This is a genomic window from Azospirillum sp. TSH100, from assembly GCF_004923295.1.
Classification (GTDB): domain Bacteria; phylum Pseudomonadota; class Alphaproteobacteria; order Azospirillales; family Azospirillaceae; genus Azospirillum.
The window spans coordinates 257,594-276,920 of the sequence record NZ_CP039635.1; the positions used below are offsets into that span (position 1 = coordinate 257,594).

Sequence of the window (19,327 nt, forward strand, 5' to 3'; positions counted from 1 at the left end):
TAGAACATCGGTTGCCATTTTCGGTCAATAGGGAATTTTTATTCTATTCGGCCGATGAAACTTCCCGGCATCCCTTCCGACATGGAAAGGGCCGGGACGGCGGAATCCTCCCGCCGTCCCGGCCCTCACCGACCGCCGCATCGCGGCGGCTGCCGCTTACCGCCAGTATTTGGCGACGTAGCGCTTGGTCTCCTCCAGCATGAAACGGGCGCTCTGTTCCGCCCTGTCTTCCCAGGCGAAGACACAGTTCGACAGAACGCCATCGAACCGCATATCGGCGAGCGTGCTGAAGAACAGATCCCAGTCGATCTCGCCCTGACCGAAATCGAGATGCTGATGCACCCGTACCTGCGATCCCGGCGGATTCACGATGTAGCGCAGGCCGGACGATCTGGTGTGATCGAAGGTATCGGCCAGCCGGACATGGACCAGATAGCCTTCGGCGGCGCGCAGGTTCCGCACCATGTCGGGGCCGTAGTAGAAGGTGTGCGGGGCGATGAAGGAGGCCCGCACCATCGGTGAATTGATGGTCTTGATGATGTCGATCGCCGGCGCGATCTCCTCCAGCCAATCTTCCGGATGGGCTTCCAGCGACAGCATGATGCCTTCGCGTTCCAGGATCGGAACCAGAATATCCATTGCACGGAAGAACTGCGCCTCGCAGGTTTCCGGGCGGTGCAGACCGGACCGGTCGTTCTGGCTGCGCTCCGGCGAGCCGCCGCGGCCGAACTCCGACACGACCATCGGGCAATCCATCTCGACCGCGATCTCGATGGCGCGCTTCCAGTTGTCGATCGCCAGGTCCCATTCATCCTGATAGGGGCTGGACCAGCGATACATCGGCTGGAGGGTGGCGAGCCTCACCCCGTGGTCCTTCAGCGCCTTCTTGAAGCTGGCGATCCGCTCCGGATAGACCTTCGGGCGTGTCCACCAGGACAGAAAATCCGGCCGGGGCGACAGCTCGATATGGTCGTAGCCCAGCTCCGCGACCTTGCGGCAGGTTTCCTCAAGGGGAAGATGCCGGATCATGTGGGGATCGATGGTGTGTTTCACGGCTTCGTCTCTGTCGGAATTGGTCGGAGGGCGGCCATCATGACCGGACGGCCGCCCGCCTCGTCAGAGCGCGGACCTCACATAGTCCATGCTCCGCCGGGCCGCCGCGATGGGATCGGGCAGGTCATGCACCTCGGCCGCGAAGGGCTCGAAGCTGAAGGGGCCGTCATAGCCGGCGGCCAGCAGCCTGCGGATCTGCGGGATGTTCTCCAGCCGGTCGGCGGCGTCGACCAGCACCCGGTGCGGGTCCAGCATGTCCGCCACCGACACCCCGGCATCGGCGACGCCGGAGATGTGGACGAGGCCGGTCGAGTCCGGGAAGAACTCCGTCTCGCCGGCCAGATGATGGTGGAAGGTGTCGTGGACCAGCCTGTAGGTGTCGGCACCGCCGGCCGCCTCAATGGCGGCGACGGCCTCCTTCTTGGTGCGCAGGGAGGAAACCGGGAAGCCCAGCGGCTCCACCAGCCCCGTCAGCCCGCGGTCGCGCAGGATCGGCCGCATCGCCGTCAGGGCGGCGACCAGATCGTCGAAGGCGACCGGCTTGCCCTCGTTCAGCGGGCACATCACCAATGACTTGGCGCCGCAGGCCCGGGCATAATCGGCCAGCCTCTCCGCCCGCGCCGGCAGGTCGCCGGACCAGACATTGAAGGGGTACAGCGCGTTGATCGAGATGATGGTGACGCCGGCCTGCTCGGCCGCCGTGCGCACCTCGGCCGGCGACAGGGTGGTGACGACGTCGGGCAGGTCGTTGCGGATCTCCACCTCCGTCGCCCCCAGCGAGCGGGCGGCGGCGAAGAATTGCTCCAGCGGCAGCTTGGGCGCCAGGATGTGGTTCAGGGCGAAACGCATGGCGGCGGCCTTCAGTTGTACAGCGCCGGACGGGCCGGCAGCGTGATGGCGACGGCCTCACCCTCGCGCTCCTGCGCGGTGACGCAGGCGTCCGACGTGATGGCGGCGACATAGCCGTCCCAGCTGGTCGGGCCGGTGGCGGTGCCCCGGGCGGCGGCCTTCAGGAAGTCCTGAAGCTCCACGTCGTAGGAGGCGATGAAACGGTCCTTCCAATCAGTCAGGATCGGATTCTGCAGGCTGGCGTTCAGGCGCATCTGCACCGCCATCGGTTCCGGCAGGCGGGCGATGCCGTCCTCGCCCACCACCTCGCACTGGATGTCGTAGCCGTAGTGGCAGTTCACGAAGATCTCGACGTCGATGACGATGCCCTTCGCCGTCTCCAGCACCACGACCTGCGGGTCGCGCAGCTTGCCGTGGCTGCGGGCGGCGCGGCGCGGGAAGATCACGCGGGCGGAGACGTAATCGTCGTCCAGCAGCCAGCGGAACACGTCGATCTCGTGGATCAGCGTGTCGTGGATCGCCATCGGCGTGACGTAATGCTCGGGCACCGTCGGGTTGCGGTGGGCGGCATGCACCATGATCGGCGCGCCGGTGCGGCTGGTCACCGCCTCCTTCAGCGCGATGTAGCCGGCGTCATAGCGGCGCATGAAGCCGACCTGGACCAGACGTTTGCCGCTCGCCACCTCGGCATCGACGATGCGCTTGGCGCCGTCGGCGGTGGTGGCGAGCGGCTTCTCGCAGAAGCAGGGCTTCCCGGCGGCGATGGCGGCCAGCACATACTGCTCGTGAGTTGCGCCCCAGGAGGTGACCAGCACCGCATCGACCAGCGGCGAGGCGATCAGATCCTCGCCGCTCTGGAAGATCTCGGCATCGGGAGCGATGGCGGCCCGGACCGCCTCGGCGGACTCGCGGTTGACGTCGGTGAGGGCGACAACCTTGCCGCCGGCCAGCACCTGATTGATGCGCCGGGCATGGTCGCGGCCGATGGCGCCGGTGCCGATGATGCCAATTCTGACGGTCATTTTTCAAAGCCTCATGTCGTGCGGTGGGCGAGCGGGGCCACGCGCGCAGCCATATGCGCCGCGCCCGAGCGGTTCACCGGGGTCGATCGTCGTTTTCGGTTTTTGGAGCCGCCGTACGGCTTAAGGGTCCGAATCCGTCATCGCGCTTCCTCCCGGCCGTTTTTGCTCTTGATTGGTGGAGGAAGCATTCACCATCACGCACCTTGCGGTCAACGCGCCAGCCGGCCGGATCGCCGTCAAACATGAGAGATTTTGCAGCACGTCATGATGGTTTTCCATCATGACTGCTAAAGGCTTTCAGGCGTCCACAGCTGGATGGGGAGGAAACGCTGGCCCGGATTCTCCGCCATGCCGTTCTCGATGCTGTGGACCATCATCTCGATCAGGTCGGCGCAGAGCGCCGGCAGCGGCGTCGCCATCACCACCGAGACATAGCGGTCGAGCAGCCCCTGCATCGACTCCGGTGTCAGCTCGTTGACGATGCAGGTCACCTCGTCGGGCTGCCGGGCCTCGCGCAGGGCGGCGATGGCGCCCTCCATGCCGCCGCCCGCGACATAGATGCCGACGACATCGTCGTGCCGGGCCAGCAGGCCCAGCGTCGCCTCGTAGGTCAGCTTGCGCGTCTCGACGTTGACGATGCTGTCCATCAGGTTGAAGTCGGGCGCGAACTCGCGGAAATAGCTGCGGAATCCGGTCTCGCGCAGGGCATGGCCGTGATAGCGGAAGGCGCCGATGAAGACGGCGATGCGACCCGGCCGCCGGGCGATCTTCGACATCAGCCACGCCGCGGTGCGGCCGACCTTCAGGTTGTTGGTGCCGATGTAGCTTTCCCGCACGCCCTGGGCGAAGTCGGACAGCAGGGAGAAGGTCGGGATGCCGGCTGCCTTCAGCTCGGCGACCGCCGCGGTGGCGTCGTGATGGTCGATGCCGGTCACCGCGACCGCCCTCACCTTCCCCTTCATGCCGCGGATCAGCTCGGCGAGTTCGGCCGGGGATGTCGACTGGACGAAGCGGATCGTGGCACGCAGACGGCGGTCGGGATGGCTGCGCACCACCTCCTCGATCCGCGCCGCGAACTCCTGATAGAAGGCGTGGCGTTCCTTCTGCAAAATGAAGCCAAGGTGGTATTCCGGCTGCTGCGCCAGGGCGCGCTGACGGATGGCGTTGGCGCCATGGAAGCCGATCTCCGTCGCCGCCTCGAAAATGCGGCGGGCGGTCTCCTCCCGCACCGGATGCCGGCCGTTCAGCAGCCGGTCGATGGTGGCGACGCTGACGCCCGCCGCCCTGGCAAGGTCGGAAATCGTCGGACGCTTCATGGGCGGACACCTCATCCGGTCACGCGAGAGGACCGATGGTGTCTATCACGAAGTTTGAGGGAATGAGAGACTCTTGCACGACATGCGCCCGTCAGCGCTTGACGTTCCGCAGGATCAGGGCGAGCGGCACCGCCGACGCGGAGATCAGCATCAACGCGAAGAACACGTCGATGTAGGACCAGTAGGCGGTCTGCATCTGCACCTGCTGCCCGATGAAGGCCATCGCCCGCTCCCGCGCGCCCGCTTCCCCGCCGGCCATGGAGAAATAGGTGGTCGCCTGCTCCACTGTCCGCTGATAGGCCGGGTTTGAGGGCACAATGTGCTCGACCAGCCGGCTGTGGTGGAACTGCTCGCGGAAGGCCAGCACATTCTGGGCAATCGACACGCCGATGGAGCCGCCGACATTGCGCGCGACGTTGATGAGGGCCGACGCCTGATCGGTCTTGTCGCGCGGAATGCCGTCATAGGACGCCGTGGTGATCGGGATGAAGATCAGCGGCAGGCCGATGCCGATATAGATTCGCGACCAGGCGAAGAACCAGAAGGTGGAGTCCGGGTTCAGCCTCGTCAGATCCCACATCGCCAGCGCCACGATGGTGGCGCCGGTGGCGATCAGGTATTTCGGCTGGATGCGCCCGGCCAGCCGGCCGACGACCAGCATCATCACCATGGTCACCATGCCACCCGGCGACAGGGCAAGCCCGGCCCAGGTGGCGGTGAAGCCGTAATATTGCTGAAGAAGCTCCGGCAGGAACTGCGTCGTCGCGATCAGGATGGCGCCGGTCGCCAGCATCACCAGGAAGCAGGAGCCGAACTGCCGCGTCGCCACCATGCGAAGATCGAGGATCGGGTTCGCCCGCGTCATCTCCCACGGGATCATCAGGCAGAAGGACGCGACGCAGATGATGGCGAAGGTGATGATGAATCCCGACGCGAACCAGTCGTCGGTCTGGCCGCGGTCGAGCACGACCTCCAGCGAGCCCAGGAAGGTCGCCACCAGCAGGAAGCCGATCACGTCCATGCGGATGCCCTGGCGTTTCAGCCGCCGGCGTTCCTCGATGGCGGATTTCGGTTCCTGCACCAGAAAGCTGACCAGCGCGAAGGCCATCAGCCCGACCGGCCCGTTGATGAGGAAGCACCAGTGCCAGGACAGATTGTCGGACAGCCAGCCGCCCAGCGTCGGCCCGACCACCGGGGCCACCACCACGGCGATGCCGAAGATGGCGAAGGCCTGCCCGCGCTTGGCGGGCGGAAAGCTGTCGGCCAGGATCGACTGCGAGATCGGCACCATGCCGCCGCCGGCGAAGCCCTGGAGCACCCGGAACAGCAGCAGCGATTCCAGATTCCAGGCGAAACCGCAGGCCAGCGAGCTGGCGGTGAACAGACCGAGGCAGACCAGATAGAAGCGCTTGCGGCCGTAGCGCTTGGCGATGAAGCTGCTGGCCGTCAGCACGATGGCGTTCGCCACGAGGTACGAGGTGACGACCCACGACGCCTCGTCGGCGCTGACCGCCAGCGTGCCGGAGATGTAGCGCAAAGCGACATTCGCGATGGTGGTGTCCAGCACCTCCATGAAGGTGGCTATGGAGACCACCACGGCGATAAGCCAGGGATTGCGGTCGCCGGCGGCGCTCTGCGACGCATCGAAACCACCGGCCCCCGCCCCCTCCGCAGCGGCGCTCATCGCACCGTCACCCGCGGCACCACCGACATGCCGGGACCGATGGACACGCCGTCCGGCCATTGGTCGACGACGATCTTCACGGGAATGCGCTGCACCACCTTCACATAATTGCCGGTGGCGTTCTCCGCCGGCAGGAGGGAGAAGGCGGTGCCGGAACCCGGCTGCACGCTGTCGACATGGCCGCTGACCTTCCGGCCGGGATAGGCGTCGATGCGGATGTCCACCGGCTGGCCCGGCCGCATGTCGGTGATCTGGGTCTCCTTGAAGTTGGCGGTGACCCAGATGTCGTCGGGCACGAAGATGGCGAGGCTCTGGCCGGCTTGGGCGAACTGGCCGACCGCCCCGCTCAGCTGCACCACCCGGCCAGGCTGGGCCGCGGTGACGGTGGTGTAGGACAGGTTCAACTGGGCCTGGGCCAGCTGCGCCTTCGCCCGCGCCAGATCGGCCACGGCACTGGTCCGCTGCGCCTGGAGCGCCCCGACCTGCCGCTCGGCGGCGATCACCGCGGCATTGGCGCTGGTCAGCTTGCCCTGCTGTTCCTGAAGGTTGGCGGTGGATTGCTGCGCCTGCTGCACCGTTCCGGCACCGCGGGTCTGCAGGTCGCGGTAGCGCGCCGCATCCTCCTTGGCGAAGCCGACGGCGGCCTCGGCCTGCGAGACCTCCGCCTTCGCCTGATCGATCTGGGCGCGCTGTGCGTCGATCTGGGCATCATAGCCGGTGATCGCCGCCTGGGCGGAGTCGATCTGCGCCTGCGCCTGATCCAGCGCGGTCTGATAGTCGCGCGTGTCGATGCGGAACAGCAGGTCGCCGGCATTGACGTGCTGGTTGTCGCCGACCGCCACCTCCGTCACGTAGCCGGCCACCTTCGGCGCCACCGGGAACTGACGGGTGTCGAGGAAGGCGTCGTCGGTGGACTCATAAGGATGGATGTTGCGCTGCCAATAAACATAGCCCGCCACCGCCAGCAGCGCGACCACCACCAGCCCGGCGAGGATAGCGATCGGATGACGGCGGATGAAGCCCGGCTTCTTGCGGCCGTCTCCCATGGCCGGCTGACCGCGCTCGCTGCGCCCGGCTTGGCCGTCCGCCTCCTGTTCAGTGAGATCGACGACGTCCCTGCGCTGCTGGTCGTCCGGCATGGTATGACGCTCCTGACCGAAATGCCGGGCGATCAGCAAGGGCCCGGTCGTTGTCGCATGGGAGCGTGGCCGCTCCTCAGCGCGAAACACGCCAGACCCCCGATGCGTTGCACGGGCACGGCAGAAAGCCGGTGGATGCGGCCGCAAAACAGCCATGCCACAGGTGGATGGGCAGCCCCGGACAACGCCGATGAGCATAACGCCGGGCGCACGACGCGCCATCAGACAAGCCAAACATCTGATATGACTATGCCTTCTGAAATAACATCAAAGCCAGCAGATCCAAATTCCATCCCACGCGTAAAAGTAAGGCGCTCACAAGCAAGTTGCAGGGAACATCACATTGAGCAAACCGGCGAATTGTTTGTCTCTTGACAGAACTGTGCCATCGCCGGATCTCCAGAACGACCGCGGAGCCAAGCAGATGACGGACCTGAAGGAGATCGTCGCAAGCGGGACCGCCCCGCACACCCTCAGCCGCGGCGCCGTCCCGGTCGACGACGAGGCGGCGAGGCTGGAGGCGCTGCGCCGCACCGGGCTGCTGGACACCGCACCGGAACCGGCCTTCGACGATCTGGTTTCCTGGGCCTGCGACCATTTCCGCGTGCCCATCGCGCTGGTGTCTCTGCTGGATGCCGAGCGCCAATGGTTCAAGGCGCGCCGCGGCCTGGACGTGCAGGAAACCCCACGCAATGTCGCCTTCTGCCGCTTCACCATCCGCCAGAGCCTGCCGATGGTGGTGGAGGACGCCGCCCGCGATCCTCGCTTCCGGAACAACCCGCTGGTGCTGGGCGAGCCGCACATCCGCTTTTATGCCGGCGCCCCGATCATCAACCGGAAGGGGCTGGCACTCGGTTCCGTCTGCCTGATCGACAGGGTGCCGCGCAGCTTCGGCATGGTCGACCGCATGGTGTTGGCCCAACTGACCGTGACGGCGCTGGCGGCCATCGAAAGGCGGGAAGGCGGAAAGCAGCGGGGGTAGGGACCGGCAGTTGTCTCCATGCCGCATTGCACCATTATCATTGGCTATTCGACCGACGTGGCGGCAGGATCGGTGCCGGAATTGCTGGAAGACGACAGGGTCCGGAACAGGATGACAACCTCCATGACACCGGCAAAGGCGACGCCCGCAAAGGCCCTGCCGCCAATCCCGGCCCGCGAGGAGGACCGGCTTTCGGCACTCCAGCGGTTCGAGCTGCTCGACACCCCTGCGGAGCCGGCCTTCGACCAGATCACGCGTCTGGCCGCCAAGCTGCTGAAGGTGCCGGTGGCGCTCATCTCGCTGGTCGACCGCGACCGCCAGTGGTTCAAATCACGGATCGGACTGCCGGTTCAGCAGACGCCGCGCGAGCACGCCTTCTGCGCTCATGCGCTCGACTCCGACGCCCTGTTCGTGGTCGGCGACGCCCGGCAGGACGAACGCTTCGCCGACAACCCGCTGGTGACCGGCGATCCCAACATCCGTTTCTATGCCGGCGCCCCGCTGCGCACCGCCGACGGGCTGGCGCTCGGCACCATCTGCGTGATCGACGACCAGCCGCGCCCGTCGCTGACGCCGGAGGAGGAGGAAGCATTGCGCGACCTCTCCGCGATGACGATGGCACATATCGAGGCCCGGCGCGCCGTGGGCTATCTGCATCCGGTCACCTCGCTGTCGAACCGCTTCCGCTTCCTGGCCGATGTCGACGCCTTGTCCGATGATCCGGCCACCGTGGCGGGGACGGCGGTGGTGATCGATGCCGCGGCCTCCCAGCAATATGCCGAACTGACCCGGGTGCTGGGCCAGGTCTGCGCCGACGCATTCGAGATCGATTGCGCCCGCCGCATCGCCGCCTGCCTGCCCGCCCACACGCGGCTCTACCACGTGTCGCCCGCCCGCTTCGCCTTCATCCTGTCCGGCGGCGTCGATCTCGCCGCCATGCTCGACCGTATCGGGGCGGCGATCCGCAGCCCGTTCCAATATCAGGGCGTTCCGATCGCCACCTCCACCGGCATCGGCTTCGTGCATCAGCGGGACGTCCAGACGGGAAGCGTCGAACTGTTGCGCGCCGCCACCAGCGCCGCCCACCAATCGCTGGAGACGCAGAAGCCCTGGTGCGCCTATGACGAGGAACAGGACCGCGCCGCGCACCGCGCCTTCCTGCTGCTGCGCAGCCTGACCGAGGCGATGGGCGGACAGGACCAGTTGCACATGGCCTACCAGCCCAAGGTCGATCTGCGCACCGACCGCTGCATCGGGGCGGAAGCTCTTCTGCGCTGGACCCATCCGGAGCTGGGACCGATCTCCCCGGCGGAATTCGTGCCGCTGGCCGAGCGCACGGCGCTGGTCCGCCCGCTGACCGAGTGGGTGATCGGCGCGGTGCTGACGCAGGTGGCGCATTGGCACCGGCGCGGCATCGCCCTGCCGGTGTCGATCAACATCTCGATGCTCGATCTCGGCAGCGGCGATTTCGCCGACCGGGTCGAGGCGATGCTGGACCGCCACGGTGTGCGGGCGGACTGGATCGATTTCGAGGTAACGGAGAGCGCGCTGATGACCGACCGGGCGGAGGTCGATCGCCAGCTTCTCCGGCTGCGCAGCCTGGGCATCGCGGTGGAGATCGACGATTTCGGCACCGGACAGAGCGCCCTGTCCTATCTGAAGGACATCCCGGCGACGGCGGTGAAGATCGACCAGCGCTTCATCCGCTCCATCGCCGCGGAGCGGAGCGACCAGATCATGGTCCGCTCGACCATCGACCTCGCCCATGACCTGGGCTATCTGGTCATCGCCGAAGGGGTGGAAACGGCGGAGGCCTATGACTGGTTGCGCCTGCACGGCTGCGACTTCGGCCAGGGCTATCTAATTTCCCGGCCGCTGGCACCCGCCGCCTTCGAGGACTGGCTGGCGGCAGGCGCTTTCCGTCCCGCCGCCGTGCCGGCCTGAGTTAATTCACCGCGAAGCACGCAGCGATGGAGTCCCGTTCGATCTCGGCATAGAGGTCGAACGGGTTCAGCGTCGGCGCGCCGAGATCGGCCTCGAAGCGCTGCTGGTTCGGGCTGGCGGTGAAGTCCTGCTGGGCATCGTCGCCCAGGTTGGACTGGAAGATGCCGGCGGCGCTGACCGGCAGGAAATCCTCGTAGACCACCGGATCGAAGCGGACCAGCCCGCTTGCGATCAGCGCATCCAGATCGGCCCCCGGCGCCGGCGGGTTGCGGCGGCCGGCTTCGGTCAGGGAATAGGTGAAATAGCCCAGCCCCTGACGGCGAATCTCGTCCCAGCTGTCGGGGAAGGGAGCGAACACCTCCACGAGCGCCGACATATACTCCGCGGCGTTGGATCCGTCAGCCGCCGGGACGACGAGGCGGCGGGAGTCCTGCAACAGCGTGTCGTAGAGCGCCCGGCCCTTCGGCGTCAGGGCGATGCCGCGCTGCTCGATCTCGCCGAAGCGGGCGGTATGGACGCCCGAACGCCAGCCCTCGCCGTCACTGTCACCCGCGCGGAAATCGACCGGCTCGCTCAGCGCCTTGAAGGAGGTCTGGCGCAGCAGGATCGGACAGCGACGGGTCGGCGGGCCTTCCACCACCGCCTTCGGGGCGATGCCGCGTTCCGGCATCAGGCGCTGGACCACGTCGATGTCCAACGTGCGCGGCGTCAGGTGGTTGATGTGCGGCCCCTTGAAGGACACCACGTCGGCGATCAGCCGGTGCGCATCATGCAGGCGGTTGTACAGCTGGAGCGGCACGTTGGCCTTGCTGTGCCAACGGAAGGTCTCCAAAGCCTCGGCGACGAAACGCGCCGCGTCTTCCTCGTCCAGCCCGCCATCGGCCTCGGCCTTTTCGATCAGGGCGAGACAGCCGGAAGTGAAGATGCTGCGCCCGGCCAACACCTGCTCCGCCTCCTGCCGCAGAGCGGCGTCGGCGATCAAGTCGAGCCGCAGCAGCGAGGTGAAGACACGGAAGGGGTTGCGGCTCAGCGCCTCCTCAGCCACCGGGCGGAAAGCGGTGGAATGGACGGGGACACCGGCCTCCGACAGGTCGTAATAGCCGACCGGCTGCATACCCATCACCGCGAACAGCCGGCGCATGGTCGACAGCTCATTCGCGGTGCCGAGGCGGATGGCGCCATGCCGCTCCTCGGTGATGCGGGCAAGGCCGCCGGCGGATTCCAGACGATGACGCTCCGCCGGATCGGCGGCCAGCACCGCCCCGTTCACCTCCTCGACGAGTTCGACCAGCGTCTGATAGGCCGGCACCTCGGTCCGATACATCTCCGACATGGCGGTGGAGAACAGGGTACGGATCGCATCGGGGCTGGTGATCGTCTGGACGCGCATTCCAAATCTCGCTCGCATTGGCTTGCCGGACCGGCACGGTCCGTTACAAGCCTCAGCTATAGCAATGATTTGCGACGCGGGATTGCGATTGTTTTTCCCGACTTCATGAGGAAAGCTCATGACCCTGCCGGCTGACGGCAGTCCGCTGTCTCCGCCAGGATCCAGTCGCGGAATGCGGCGAGCGGCGGATAGCTTGCCCGCTCCGACGGCCAGACGACGTAATAGGCGTTCTCGCTCTCCATCGGCAGGTCGAGCGCCGGCACCAGTTGTTCCGACCGCAACTCCTCCTCGATCAGGAACAGGGGCAGCAGCGCGACGCCTAGCCCGGCGACGGCCGCTTGCGAGGCGGTGGCGAACTGGTCGAACAGCATGCCATGCACCCCGTCGGCCGGCGTGTCATGCAGGGTCAGCCAGCGCTCCCATGCATCAGGGCGGCTGGTCAGGTGCAGCAGCGGGGCGAGGCGCAGATCGGCGGGCGTCTGGAAGCCGAAGCGGTCGCGCAATCTCCGGCTGCAAGCCGGAATGACGGTCTCCCGCCGCAGCAGCGCCATCTCCCCGCCCGGCCAGTCCGGCCGGCCGAAATGGATCGCCGCGTCCACCGGATCCCGCCGGAAATCGAAAGGCGCCATGCGCGTCACCAGATTGATGGTGATGCCGGGATTGCCGGCCAGGAAGTGGGGCAGCCGCGGCGCCAGCCAGCGCGCGCCGAAGGTCGGCAGGATGGCGATGCTCAGCGTGCCGCCAAAGGGGTTGGCGCGCAGGTTCAGCGAAGCGGCGCTGATCTTGCGCAGGGCGTCGCGCACCTCGCGCACGTAATACTCGCCGCCGGCGGTCAGGCGGATGGTCTGCCGTTCACGGTGAAAAAGCTCGACCTCCAGCAACTCCTCCAGCGCCTTGATCTGGCGGCTGACCGCGCTTTGGGTCAGGGAGAGTTCCTTGGCCGCCGCGGTGATGCTGCCGGTGCGGGCCGCCGCCTCGAAGGCGGACAGCAGGGCCAGGGACGGGAGGAAGCGGCGGGGGCTCTGCATCTCATTCTCACAGAATCTCATTCCATGATGGAATGACTGAATGAGCAAACATCACTTGGCCAAAGGAGGTCGGCAAGTCAATCCTTCACCCTGGGAATGACTGGTGCAAAAATCAGACGCGAAAAGGACAACAGGGGATGCTGAACGATCCGCGGTCGCACGGGCTTTGGGAACGCACCGCACCGGCGGCACCGCCGACCACGGCACTGACCGGCAGCGTCCAGGCCGACGTGGTGATCGTTGGCGCCGGCTATACCGGCCTGTCGGCGGCGCTGCATCTGGCCGAAAGCGGCGTCGGCGCCGTGGTGGTGGAGGCGGTGGAGATCGGCTTCGGCGGCGCCGGGCGCAATGTCGGGCTGGTCAATGCCGGCATGTGGGTGATGCCCGACCAGTTGGTCAACACCCTGGGGCCGGTCTATGGCGAGCGGCTGATCGAGTTGCTGGGCAACGCGCCGCGCGCCGTCTTCGACCTGATCACCAAGCATGGCATCGCCTGCGAGGACGAACGCAATGGCACCCTCCATTGCGGCGTCGGCCCGGCGGGCCTGCGCGAACTCGAACAGCGCGCGGCGATCTGGCAGAAGCGTGGCGCCCCGGTGCGCCTGCTGGACGCCAGGGAAACAGCGGAAAAGGTCGGCACCACCGTCTACACCGGCTCGCTGCTGGATCTGCGCGCCGGCACCATCCAGCCCCTGGCCTACGCCCGCGGGCTGGCGACGGCGGCGATCGCCGCCGGTGCGCGCATCTTCACCGGCAGCCCGGTACAGGCGGCGAGCCGGATTGGGGCCAAATGGGAAGTGAAGACACCCGGAGGGTCGGTTACCGCCGACTGGGTGGTGGTCGCCACCGACGCCTACAGCATCGGCCCCTGGGTGCAGCTGCGCACCGAACAGGTCCACCTGCCCTACTTCAATCTGGCGACGGAGCCGCTGTCAGACGCCATGCAGCGGGCAATCCTGCCGGAACGCCAGGGGGTGTGGGACACCAAGTCGGTGCTGAGTTCCTACCGCTTCGACCGCCTGGGCCGGCTGGTGTTCGGCAGCGTCGGCGCGCTGCGCGGGACCGGAACGTCGGTGCACCGGGCCTGGGCGCAGCGCTCGCTGGCCGCCCTCTTCCCGCAGCTTGGCCCGGTTCGTTTTGAGTCCGAATGGTACGGCCAGATCGGCATGACCAAGGACAATCTGCCCCGCTTCCACCGGCTGGACCGCAACGTCATCGGCTTCAGCGGGTACAACGGCCGCGGCATCGCCCCCGGCACGGTGCTCGGCCGCTGCCTGGCCGACCACATCACCGGCAGGCTGCCGGAGGCGGAGATGCCGCTGCCCAGCACCGCACCCGAACCGGTGTCCGGCCGGGCAATTCAGGAGGCCGTCTACGAGTATGGCGCGCAGGCGACCCACCTGATCGGGGCGAGGCTGCCGGGGAAAATCTGATTGCGCATATGCCCCGGCCCGACATCCAGGTCAGAGACCCCAGGCGCCGCTTTCCGCCGGGTCAACGACCTGGATGTTGTTCTCCACCGCCTTCACGCCGGGAACCCCCTCCGCCGCCACACGCAGGGCGTCGCGCTGCGATCCGCTGCTGACGAAGCCCCAGAGCTGGACGACGCCGTTGCGGACGATGATGGCGTCGTGCGAGCGCGACTCCCACGACAGTTCCTTGACGGCGGCTGTCACCCGTTCCTTCAAGGCGCGGTCGTCGGATGCCGTGGTCGGGGCTTCTGGCGACACGCTGGCCAGCGCACGCAGCAGGTTGGCGCGGCTGATGATGCCGACCAAGGTACCATGGCGCACCACCGGCACGCGCTTGATCCGCCGCGTCTCCATCACCCGCACGACCTCTTCCGGCGAAGCGGTCTCGTCCACCGTGGTGACGTGGCTGGTCATGACGTCGGCGACCTTGCGTGCGTGGGACTTGATGAAATCCTCCGCCGGCAGGGTGCCGCCGGACACCAGGCCGAGCCACCAGGACCGGTGGCGCGCGGTCCCCAATTCCACCCGGCGCAGCAGGTCGCCTTCGCTGATGATCCCCACCACCTTGCCGGCCGCGTCGACGACCGGCATGCCGCTGATGTGGTTCTCCAGCATCTTCCGGGCGGCCTCGGCGATGGTCGCGTCCGGAGCGATGGTGATGACCCGCGGCGTCATCAGATCGATTGCCTTCATCGTTTCTCTCCCCTTGATGTCGTTGAACCCAGACAGCCTAGGAGATCGGCAGACGAGGCCGATTGATCTACAGCAATTCGGCGACAGCCTTTCCGCATGATGGAAAATGCTGAATATCTACCCGCAATTTCAGTATGATAAGGGCAATTCGGTATCTCCAGGGATCAAACCGCTTATTCATGCCTACTCGGCTATGCGTGTGGAAATCCTTCCATTCCTAAACTCTACTCTCCGACCTCCGCCACTTGCGTGGCGATCGTCCGCTCCTCGGATGGCGCCGGATAACGGTAGAAGGAGTGGCCGCCGATTGAGATGGTCAGCAGACGCGCTTCCGCCCACTCCGGCTTCTGGCGGCGCAGGGCGGCCTGAGCCGGCGGGCTGTAGAACAGCGAGGCCCGGGCGGTCGGATCGGGGATATCGTCGTCGTTCAGGTTCCAGGCCAGCCCGCGCGCCGCACGCAGCGCCTCCTGGTCAGGGGCAAGGCGCAGTTTCGGCCAGGACGGCATGCCGCCCGCCCGGATCACCGCAGCCTGCCGGCGGATCTCCGCCAGGATGCGCCTGTTTTCGATGCGGGGATCGGCGGCGAGCGCCACCTGCTCTGCCGCCGTCAGCTTCGGCTTTCCCTTCGACTTCGCCGCCTTGGCCTTCTGCCGGTTCTTCGGCTCGACAGGCACCACCGCGAAGGGTTCGAACTGGCCAGAGGCAACGACGACGCGGCAGGGCAGCGACGGCTGGTCGGCCGAGGCGGCCCGGTTGGCGACCACCCACATCACCGCCGCCATGGCGTCGGCCCCCTCGCCGCGCGCCTCGGCCCAGCCGGCCAGCGCCAGGCAGCGGCGCTCCCGCTCGGCCTGCCAGGGGGTCAGCATGAAGACCGACGCGCCGATCATCACCGGCTGCTTCGCCCCTCCCCGCTTCGGCACGCCGCCCTTCTCGTCGCCGACGAAGCGCGCGCAGCCCTTGTCGCCCGGCTGGCAAACTCTGTCACCCGATGTCGTATTGCCGATCTCGACTGTCTGCGCACCCGCGGCGGCAGGAAGCAGGACGGAGGCGAACATCAGGGTGGTGAGGAAGTTGCGCATCCCAGTCTCTCCGGCTTGGGAAGGGGACTTCCTTCGACAGGAGGGCGGATGGCAAGTTCCCGGATTCGTCCACCTCTCAGACAGCGTAAGCCTGAGGGCGGAGGATGTACGCCGTTCGGGACCGGCGGGGATTTTCTACACAGCCGAACAGGCCGGCAAGCCATCGGATTCCGCCGGCTTCCAGCCTGTTCGGTGGATTTGGACCGATCATGAGAGCGGCATCAGCCACCCTTCCGGCCGTCCAGCTTGTCGTCCCGGGGCGTGCCGCCGTCGCCGGTCCAGTCGTCGGTCAGATACTCCTGGGAGCGGCTGATCTCTTCGACCTCCGCGCGGGACGGCGGTTTGGGCACCTGGGCCTGACCGGAGCGACGATCATCGGACAGATGATCATCAAACTGGCGATCATCGGATTGCCGGTCGGTCCTCTGGCCATTCGCGGGGTCGGGGGTGCTAGGCATCGGCGCCTCCTTGTCAGCCGGGAAACAGTCCCAGCAAACAGGGGCAAGCCGTCAACGTTGCACCACCGGCCCGGCCTTCAGCAGCGAAGACGCCCTCAGCGGGCGGCGTCGGCGACCGCCACCGGCATGGTCTTGACCATTTCCAGGGCGACGGCGGCCTGGGCCTCGTCGGCAGCCAGGATGGCGTTCGGGTTCATGTGAGCGACAGCGGCGACGGCGGCGAACAGGATGGCGCCGATAACGATGCGGGCAATGGCGAACTTGGCGGCGAACTTGGCGGATTCGACATCATACGGGGTCATGGCGGTCTTCCTTCAGCATCGGGTTTTGAATTCCGGCGGCCGGTGTCGCGGCCTGTTGAAGAAGATATTGACACGATCCCGCATGCGCAAAAGCGGAGACATCGCATCGCTGTTCTTGCCATTTCGCATTGCAGCATAGCGCTACGAAATACAGCGACAAAGCCAATTCTTAAGGCAGATTTACGTTTCGCAGCGCTCTATCGGGGATTATGGGGCTTTCGCAGCGCTATTACTGCTCGCTGTCTGGCCCCATTTAAGACATGTGGTGCGGCTTCGTCAAACGACAATGGTTGGCGACAATGGTCAGAAGGGCCGGGTCAGCGCCCCGGCGACAGCCGTTCCGCGCTGGCCTTCAGCGTATCGATCATCACCTGCTGCGCCTCTTCCGTCGTGTCGGCGGGAACGACGAAGCAGATGGTGGCGATGCAGCGGCCGGCCGGATCGCGGACCGGGGCGGCGAGGCAGGTGGTGAAGCGGTCGACCAGCGCCGTGGTGCGGACGAAACCCTGGGTGCGAGCACGGCGGATGTCTTCAAGGAACTCGTTCTCGGCGATACGCCGCCCGTCGGGAAGGACGAAATCGTCGGACGGAATGAAGCGCCGGATCTCCTCCGCATCCATGTGGTCGACCAGCAGCCGGCCGGACGCCGTCCAGGGGATCGGCACCTTGATGCCGATCTCGGAACTGATACGGAACATGCGCCGGCCCGGCTCGTTCAGCACGACCAGATACTTGTCGCCGTCCAGCGTGCAGAACTGCGCGGTCTCCCCCACCGTCTCGGCAATGTGGGCGACCTCCACCCGCGCCTTTCGGATCAGGTCGACGCTGTCGAGGTAATCGCTGCCGTAGTAATGCATCGCCGGCCCGAAATAGACCGTGCCGTCGCCGTCACGCAGTTCCAGCCAGCGCGCCTCGACCAGCGTGTTGACCAGCTCGTACATGGTCGAGCGCGGGGTGCCGGTGTCGCGGGCGATGTCGGCGATGCGCGTCGGGGTGCGCCGGTCGTGCAGATGTTCCATCAGGGCGATGACGCGGTCGATGCCGCGGGCACGGCCCGTCGACTTTTCCTGCGACTGCTTCTCCGCAATCTGCTTCTCCGCCACGCCGTCGCCCGTCATCTGATCCACGCTCCTTGGTCGTCCCACAACCGATTACCACGCGGATTTTCGGCTTGCCAGGGGTCTTTGTCCGATATACCGTTCGGTTGTCTGGAATACAAGACCGACGTCCGATATTTCGGACAAACGGTTCGGGAGACGGAAATGACAGGGATCACGCGACGTCTGTTCAACACCGCCCTCGGCACGGCGCTGGCCGCCGGCGGACTTTCCTCTGGAATTCTCGGAAGCTGGACCACCCCGGCGCTGGCCCAGCAGGGCGGCGCCTCGGTCGTCACGGTCGCCACCATCGGCGAGCCGCCGACGTTGGACCCGGTCGGCACCACGTCCGACCTCGTCAGCATCATCACCCAGCACATGTTCGAGACGCTGTTCACCTTCGACGGCGAGTGGAAGCTGGCCCCGCTGGTGGCGTCGGCCCTGCCGCAGGTGTCGGCGGACGGCAAGACCTACACCATCCCGCTGCGCAGCGGCGTCACCTTCCATGACGGCAGCACCGTCACGGCCGACGACGTGGTCGCCTCGCTGGATCACTGGACCAAGGCCTCGCCGCGCGGCAAGACCGTCGCCCCGCTGGTGGAGAGCATCGCCGCCAAGGGCGCGGACGCCGTCGTCATCGCGCTGAAGGAGCCCTTCGCGCCGCTGACCGCTCTCCTGGCGATGAACAACGGCGCCGCCGCCATCGTGCCGAAATCGGTGATCGACGGGCCAGGCGCCCTTAAGTCGCTGATCGGCACCGGCCCCTACAAGCTGCTGGAGCACAAGCCCGACCAGTATATCCGGCTGGTGCGTCACGACGGCTACGCCTCGCCCGCCGGCACGCCCAGCGGCTATGCCGGCAGCCGCAAGGCCAACATTGGCGAGGTGCGCTTCGTCCCGGTGCCGAACGCCGCCACCCGCGTGTCGGGAGTTCTGGCCGGCCAGTACCAGTTCGCCGACAGCCTGCCGGCGGAAACCCTGCCGCGCATCAAGGGGGCGGCCGGCGTCAAGCCGGTGATCGTCAAGCCCTTCGGCTTCCCGCTGATGATCATGAACACCAAGACCGGCGTGATGGCGAACCCGAAGATCCGTCAGGCGGTCCTGGCGGCGCTGGAGCCGAATGACATGCTGCTGGCCGGCTTCGGCGATCCCGAATTCGTCCAGGCGGAGGGGTCGATCTACGCCCAGGGCACGCCCTATTACGACGCGGCCAGCGCCAAGCCCTACGCCGATCATGCGGCCGGCAAGGCGGCGGATCTGCTGAAGGCCGCCGGCTACAAGGGCGAGCCGATCCGCATCATGACCTCGGTGCAGTACGAGTTCCTGTACAAGATGAGCATGGTGGCCCAGGCCCAGCTCGAACTCGCCGGCTTCAAGGTCGATCTCCAGGTGCTGGACTGGGCGACGCTGCTGCAGCGCCGCGGCGACGACAAGGGGTGGGATGCCTTCTTCACCTACCACACCTTCGTGCCGGAGCCGTCGCTGATCACCGTGCTGAACCCCAGCTATCCCGGCTGGTGGGACAGCCCGGCCAAGCGCGATGCGCTGGCCGCCTTCAACCGCGAGATGGACCCGGCGGCGCGCAAGGCGAAGTGGGTGGCGTTGCAGACGCTGTTCTACAGCGAGGTGCCGAGCATCAAGGTCGGCGATTTCTACAACCTCGCCGCCAGCAGCGACAAGCTGACCGGCTACACCCCGACGCCCTGGCCCTTCTTCTGGAACACCGACCTGAAAGGCTGAAGAAGCTGCCCCCTCTCCCCCCTGGGGAGAGGGTCGGGGTGAGGGGGACGCATAGGGTGGATTGCCGAGAATGATC

Annotated in this window: 17 protein-coding genes; 4 read left to right on the forward strand and 13 right to left on the reverse strand. The window is 66.6% G+C overall.

Annotated features, from left to right (window positions below; all coding sequences use genetic code 11):
• Positions 1-156: 156 nt before the first annotated feature.
• The 6 genes from E6C72_RS13835 to E6C72_RS13860 form a co-directional block, all read right to left on the reverse strand.
• Positions 157-1,053, reverse strand: coding sequence for a sugar phosphate isomerase/epimerase family protein (locus E6C72_RS13835; protein WP_109086950.1), 897 nt, complete (start codon positions 1,051-1,053; stop codon positions 157-159).
• Between the two features lie 63 nt (positions 1,054-1,116).
• A complete protein-coding gene (locus tag E6C72_RS13840; protein ID WP_109086951.1) occupies positions 1,117-1,902 on the reverse strand; it encodes a TIM barrel protein in 786 nt (261 codons plus the stop codon).
• 11 nt (positions 1,903-1,913) lie between these two features.
• Complete coding sequence (locus tag E6C72_RS13845; protein WP_109086952.1) at positions 1,914-2,924, reverse strand: Gfo/Idh/MocA family protein; 1,011 nt, start codon at positions 2,922-2,924, stop codon at positions 1,914-1,916.
• A gap of 287 nt (positions 2,925-3,211) precedes the next feature.
• Positions 3,212-4,240 (reverse strand): LacI family DNA-binding transcriptional regulator, encoded by a 1,029-nt coding sequence (locus tag E6C72_RS13850; RefSeq protein ID WP_109086953.1) that lies wholly within the window; start codon positions 4,238-4,240, stop codon positions 3,212-3,214.
• Between the two features lie 91 nt (positions 4,241-4,331).
• Positions 4,332-5,924 (reverse strand): DHA2 family efflux MFS transporter permease subunit, encoded by a 1,593-nt coding sequence (locus E6C72_RS13855; protein ID WP_109086984.1) that lies wholly within the window; start codon positions 5,922-5,924, stop codon positions 4,332-4,334.
• Positions 5,921-7,063, reverse strand: a complete 1,143-nt coding sequence (locus E6C72_RS13860; protein WP_109086985.1) for an HlyD family secretion protein — start codon at positions 7,061-7,063, stop codon at positions 5,921-5,923. Before E6C72_RS13860 ends, E6C72_RS13855 begins: the two co-directional genes overlap by 4 nt.
• 424 nt (positions 7,064-7,487) lie before the next feature.
• Between E6C72_RS13860 and E6C72_RS32250 the strand changes: the two genes are divergently transcribed.
• Both E6C72_RS32250 and E6C72_RS13870 read left to right on the forward strand, forming a co-directional pair.
• Positions 7,488-8,045 carry a GAF domain-containing protein gene (locus E6C72_RS32250; RefSeq protein WP_109086954.1) on the forward strand — a complete coding sequence of 186 codons (558 nt, stop codon included), beginning with the start codon at positions 7,488-7,490 and terminating at the stop codon, positions 8,043-8,045.
• Between the two features lie 123 nt (positions 8,046-8,168).
• Positions 8,169-9,989 (forward strand): sensor domain-containing phosphodiesterase, encoded by a 1,821-nt coding sequence (locus E6C72_RS13870; RefSeq protein WP_109086986.1) that lies wholly within the window; start codon positions 8,169-8,171, stop codon positions 9,987-9,989.
• Between the two features lies 1 nt (position 9,990).
• On the opposite strand, the gene E6C72_RS13875 is transcribed toward E6C72_RS13870, so the two are convergent.
• The gene (locus E6C72_RS13875) at positions 9,991-11,379 is read right to left on the reverse strand and encodes a VOC family protein (RefSeq protein ID WP_109086955.1); all 1,389 of its coding nucleotides are present in this window, start codon (positions 11,377-11,379) and stop codon (positions 9,991-9,993) included.
• A 116-nt stretch (positions 11,380-11,495) separates the two neighbouring features.
• Positions 11,496-12,407: a LysR family transcriptional regulator gene (locus E6C72_RS13880; RefSeq protein WP_109086956.1), complete on the reverse strand. Its 912-nt coding sequence runs from the start codon at positions 12,405-12,407 to the stop codon at positions 11,496-11,498.
• A 137-nt stretch (positions 12,408-12,544) separates the two neighbouring features.
• On the opposite strand from E6C72_RS13880, the gene E6C72_RS13885 reads away from it, so the two are divergent.
• Positions 12,545-13,840, forward strand: coding sequence for an FAD-binding oxidoreductase (locus E6C72_RS13885; protein ID WP_109086957.1), 1,296 nt, complete (start codon positions 12,545-12,547; stop codon positions 13,838-13,840).
• A gap of 30 nt (positions 13,841-13,870) precedes the next feature.
• Here E6C72_RS13885 and E6C72_RS13890 read toward each other — a convergent pair whose 3' ends face one another.
• The 5 genes from E6C72_RS13890 to E6C72_RS13910 all read right to left on the reverse strand — a co-directional run bounded on the left by E6C72_RS13890 (position 13,871) and on the right by E6C72_RS13910 (position 17,532).
• Complete coding sequence (locus tag E6C72_RS13890) at positions 13,871-14,572, reverse strand: CBS domain-containing protein (protein WP_109086958.1); 702 nt, start codon at positions 14,570-14,572, stop codon at positions 13,871-13,873.
• Positions 14,573-14,796: 224 nt separating this feature from the next.
• Complete coding sequence (locus E6C72_RS13895; protein ID WP_109086959.1) at positions 14,797-15,654, reverse strand: cell wall hydrolase; 858 nt, start codon at positions 15,652-15,654, stop codon at positions 14,797-14,799.
• Positions 15,655-15,875: 221 nt separating this feature from the next.
• Positions 15,876-16,112: a hypothetical protein gene (locus E6C72_RS13900; protein WP_109086960.1), complete on the reverse strand. Its 237-nt coding sequence runs from the start codon at positions 16,110-16,112 to the stop codon at positions 15,876-15,878.
• A 95-nt stretch (positions 16,113-16,207) separates the two neighbouring features.
• Positions 16,208-16,414, reverse strand: a complete 207-nt coding sequence (locus E6C72_RS13905; RefSeq protein ID WP_109086961.1) for a hypothetical protein — start codon at positions 16,412-16,414, stop codon at positions 16,208-16,210.
• 317 nt (positions 16,415-16,731) lie between these two features.
• Positions 16,732-17,532, reverse strand: a complete 801-nt coding sequence (locus E6C72_RS13910) for an IclR family transcriptional regulator (RefSeq protein ID WP_109086962.1) — start codon at positions 17,530-17,532, stop codon at positions 16,732-16,734.
• A gap of 144 nt (positions 17,533-17,676) precedes the next feature.
• On the opposite strand from E6C72_RS13910, the gene E6C72_RS13915 reads away from it, so the two are divergent.
• The gene (locus E6C72_RS13915; RefSeq protein WP_109086963.1) at positions 17,677-19,251 is read left to right on the forward strand and encodes an ABC transporter substrate-binding protein; all 1,575 of its coding nucleotides are present in this window, start codon (positions 17,677-17,679) and stop codon (positions 19,249-19,251) included.
• Positions 19,252-19,327: the final 76 nt, after the last annotated feature.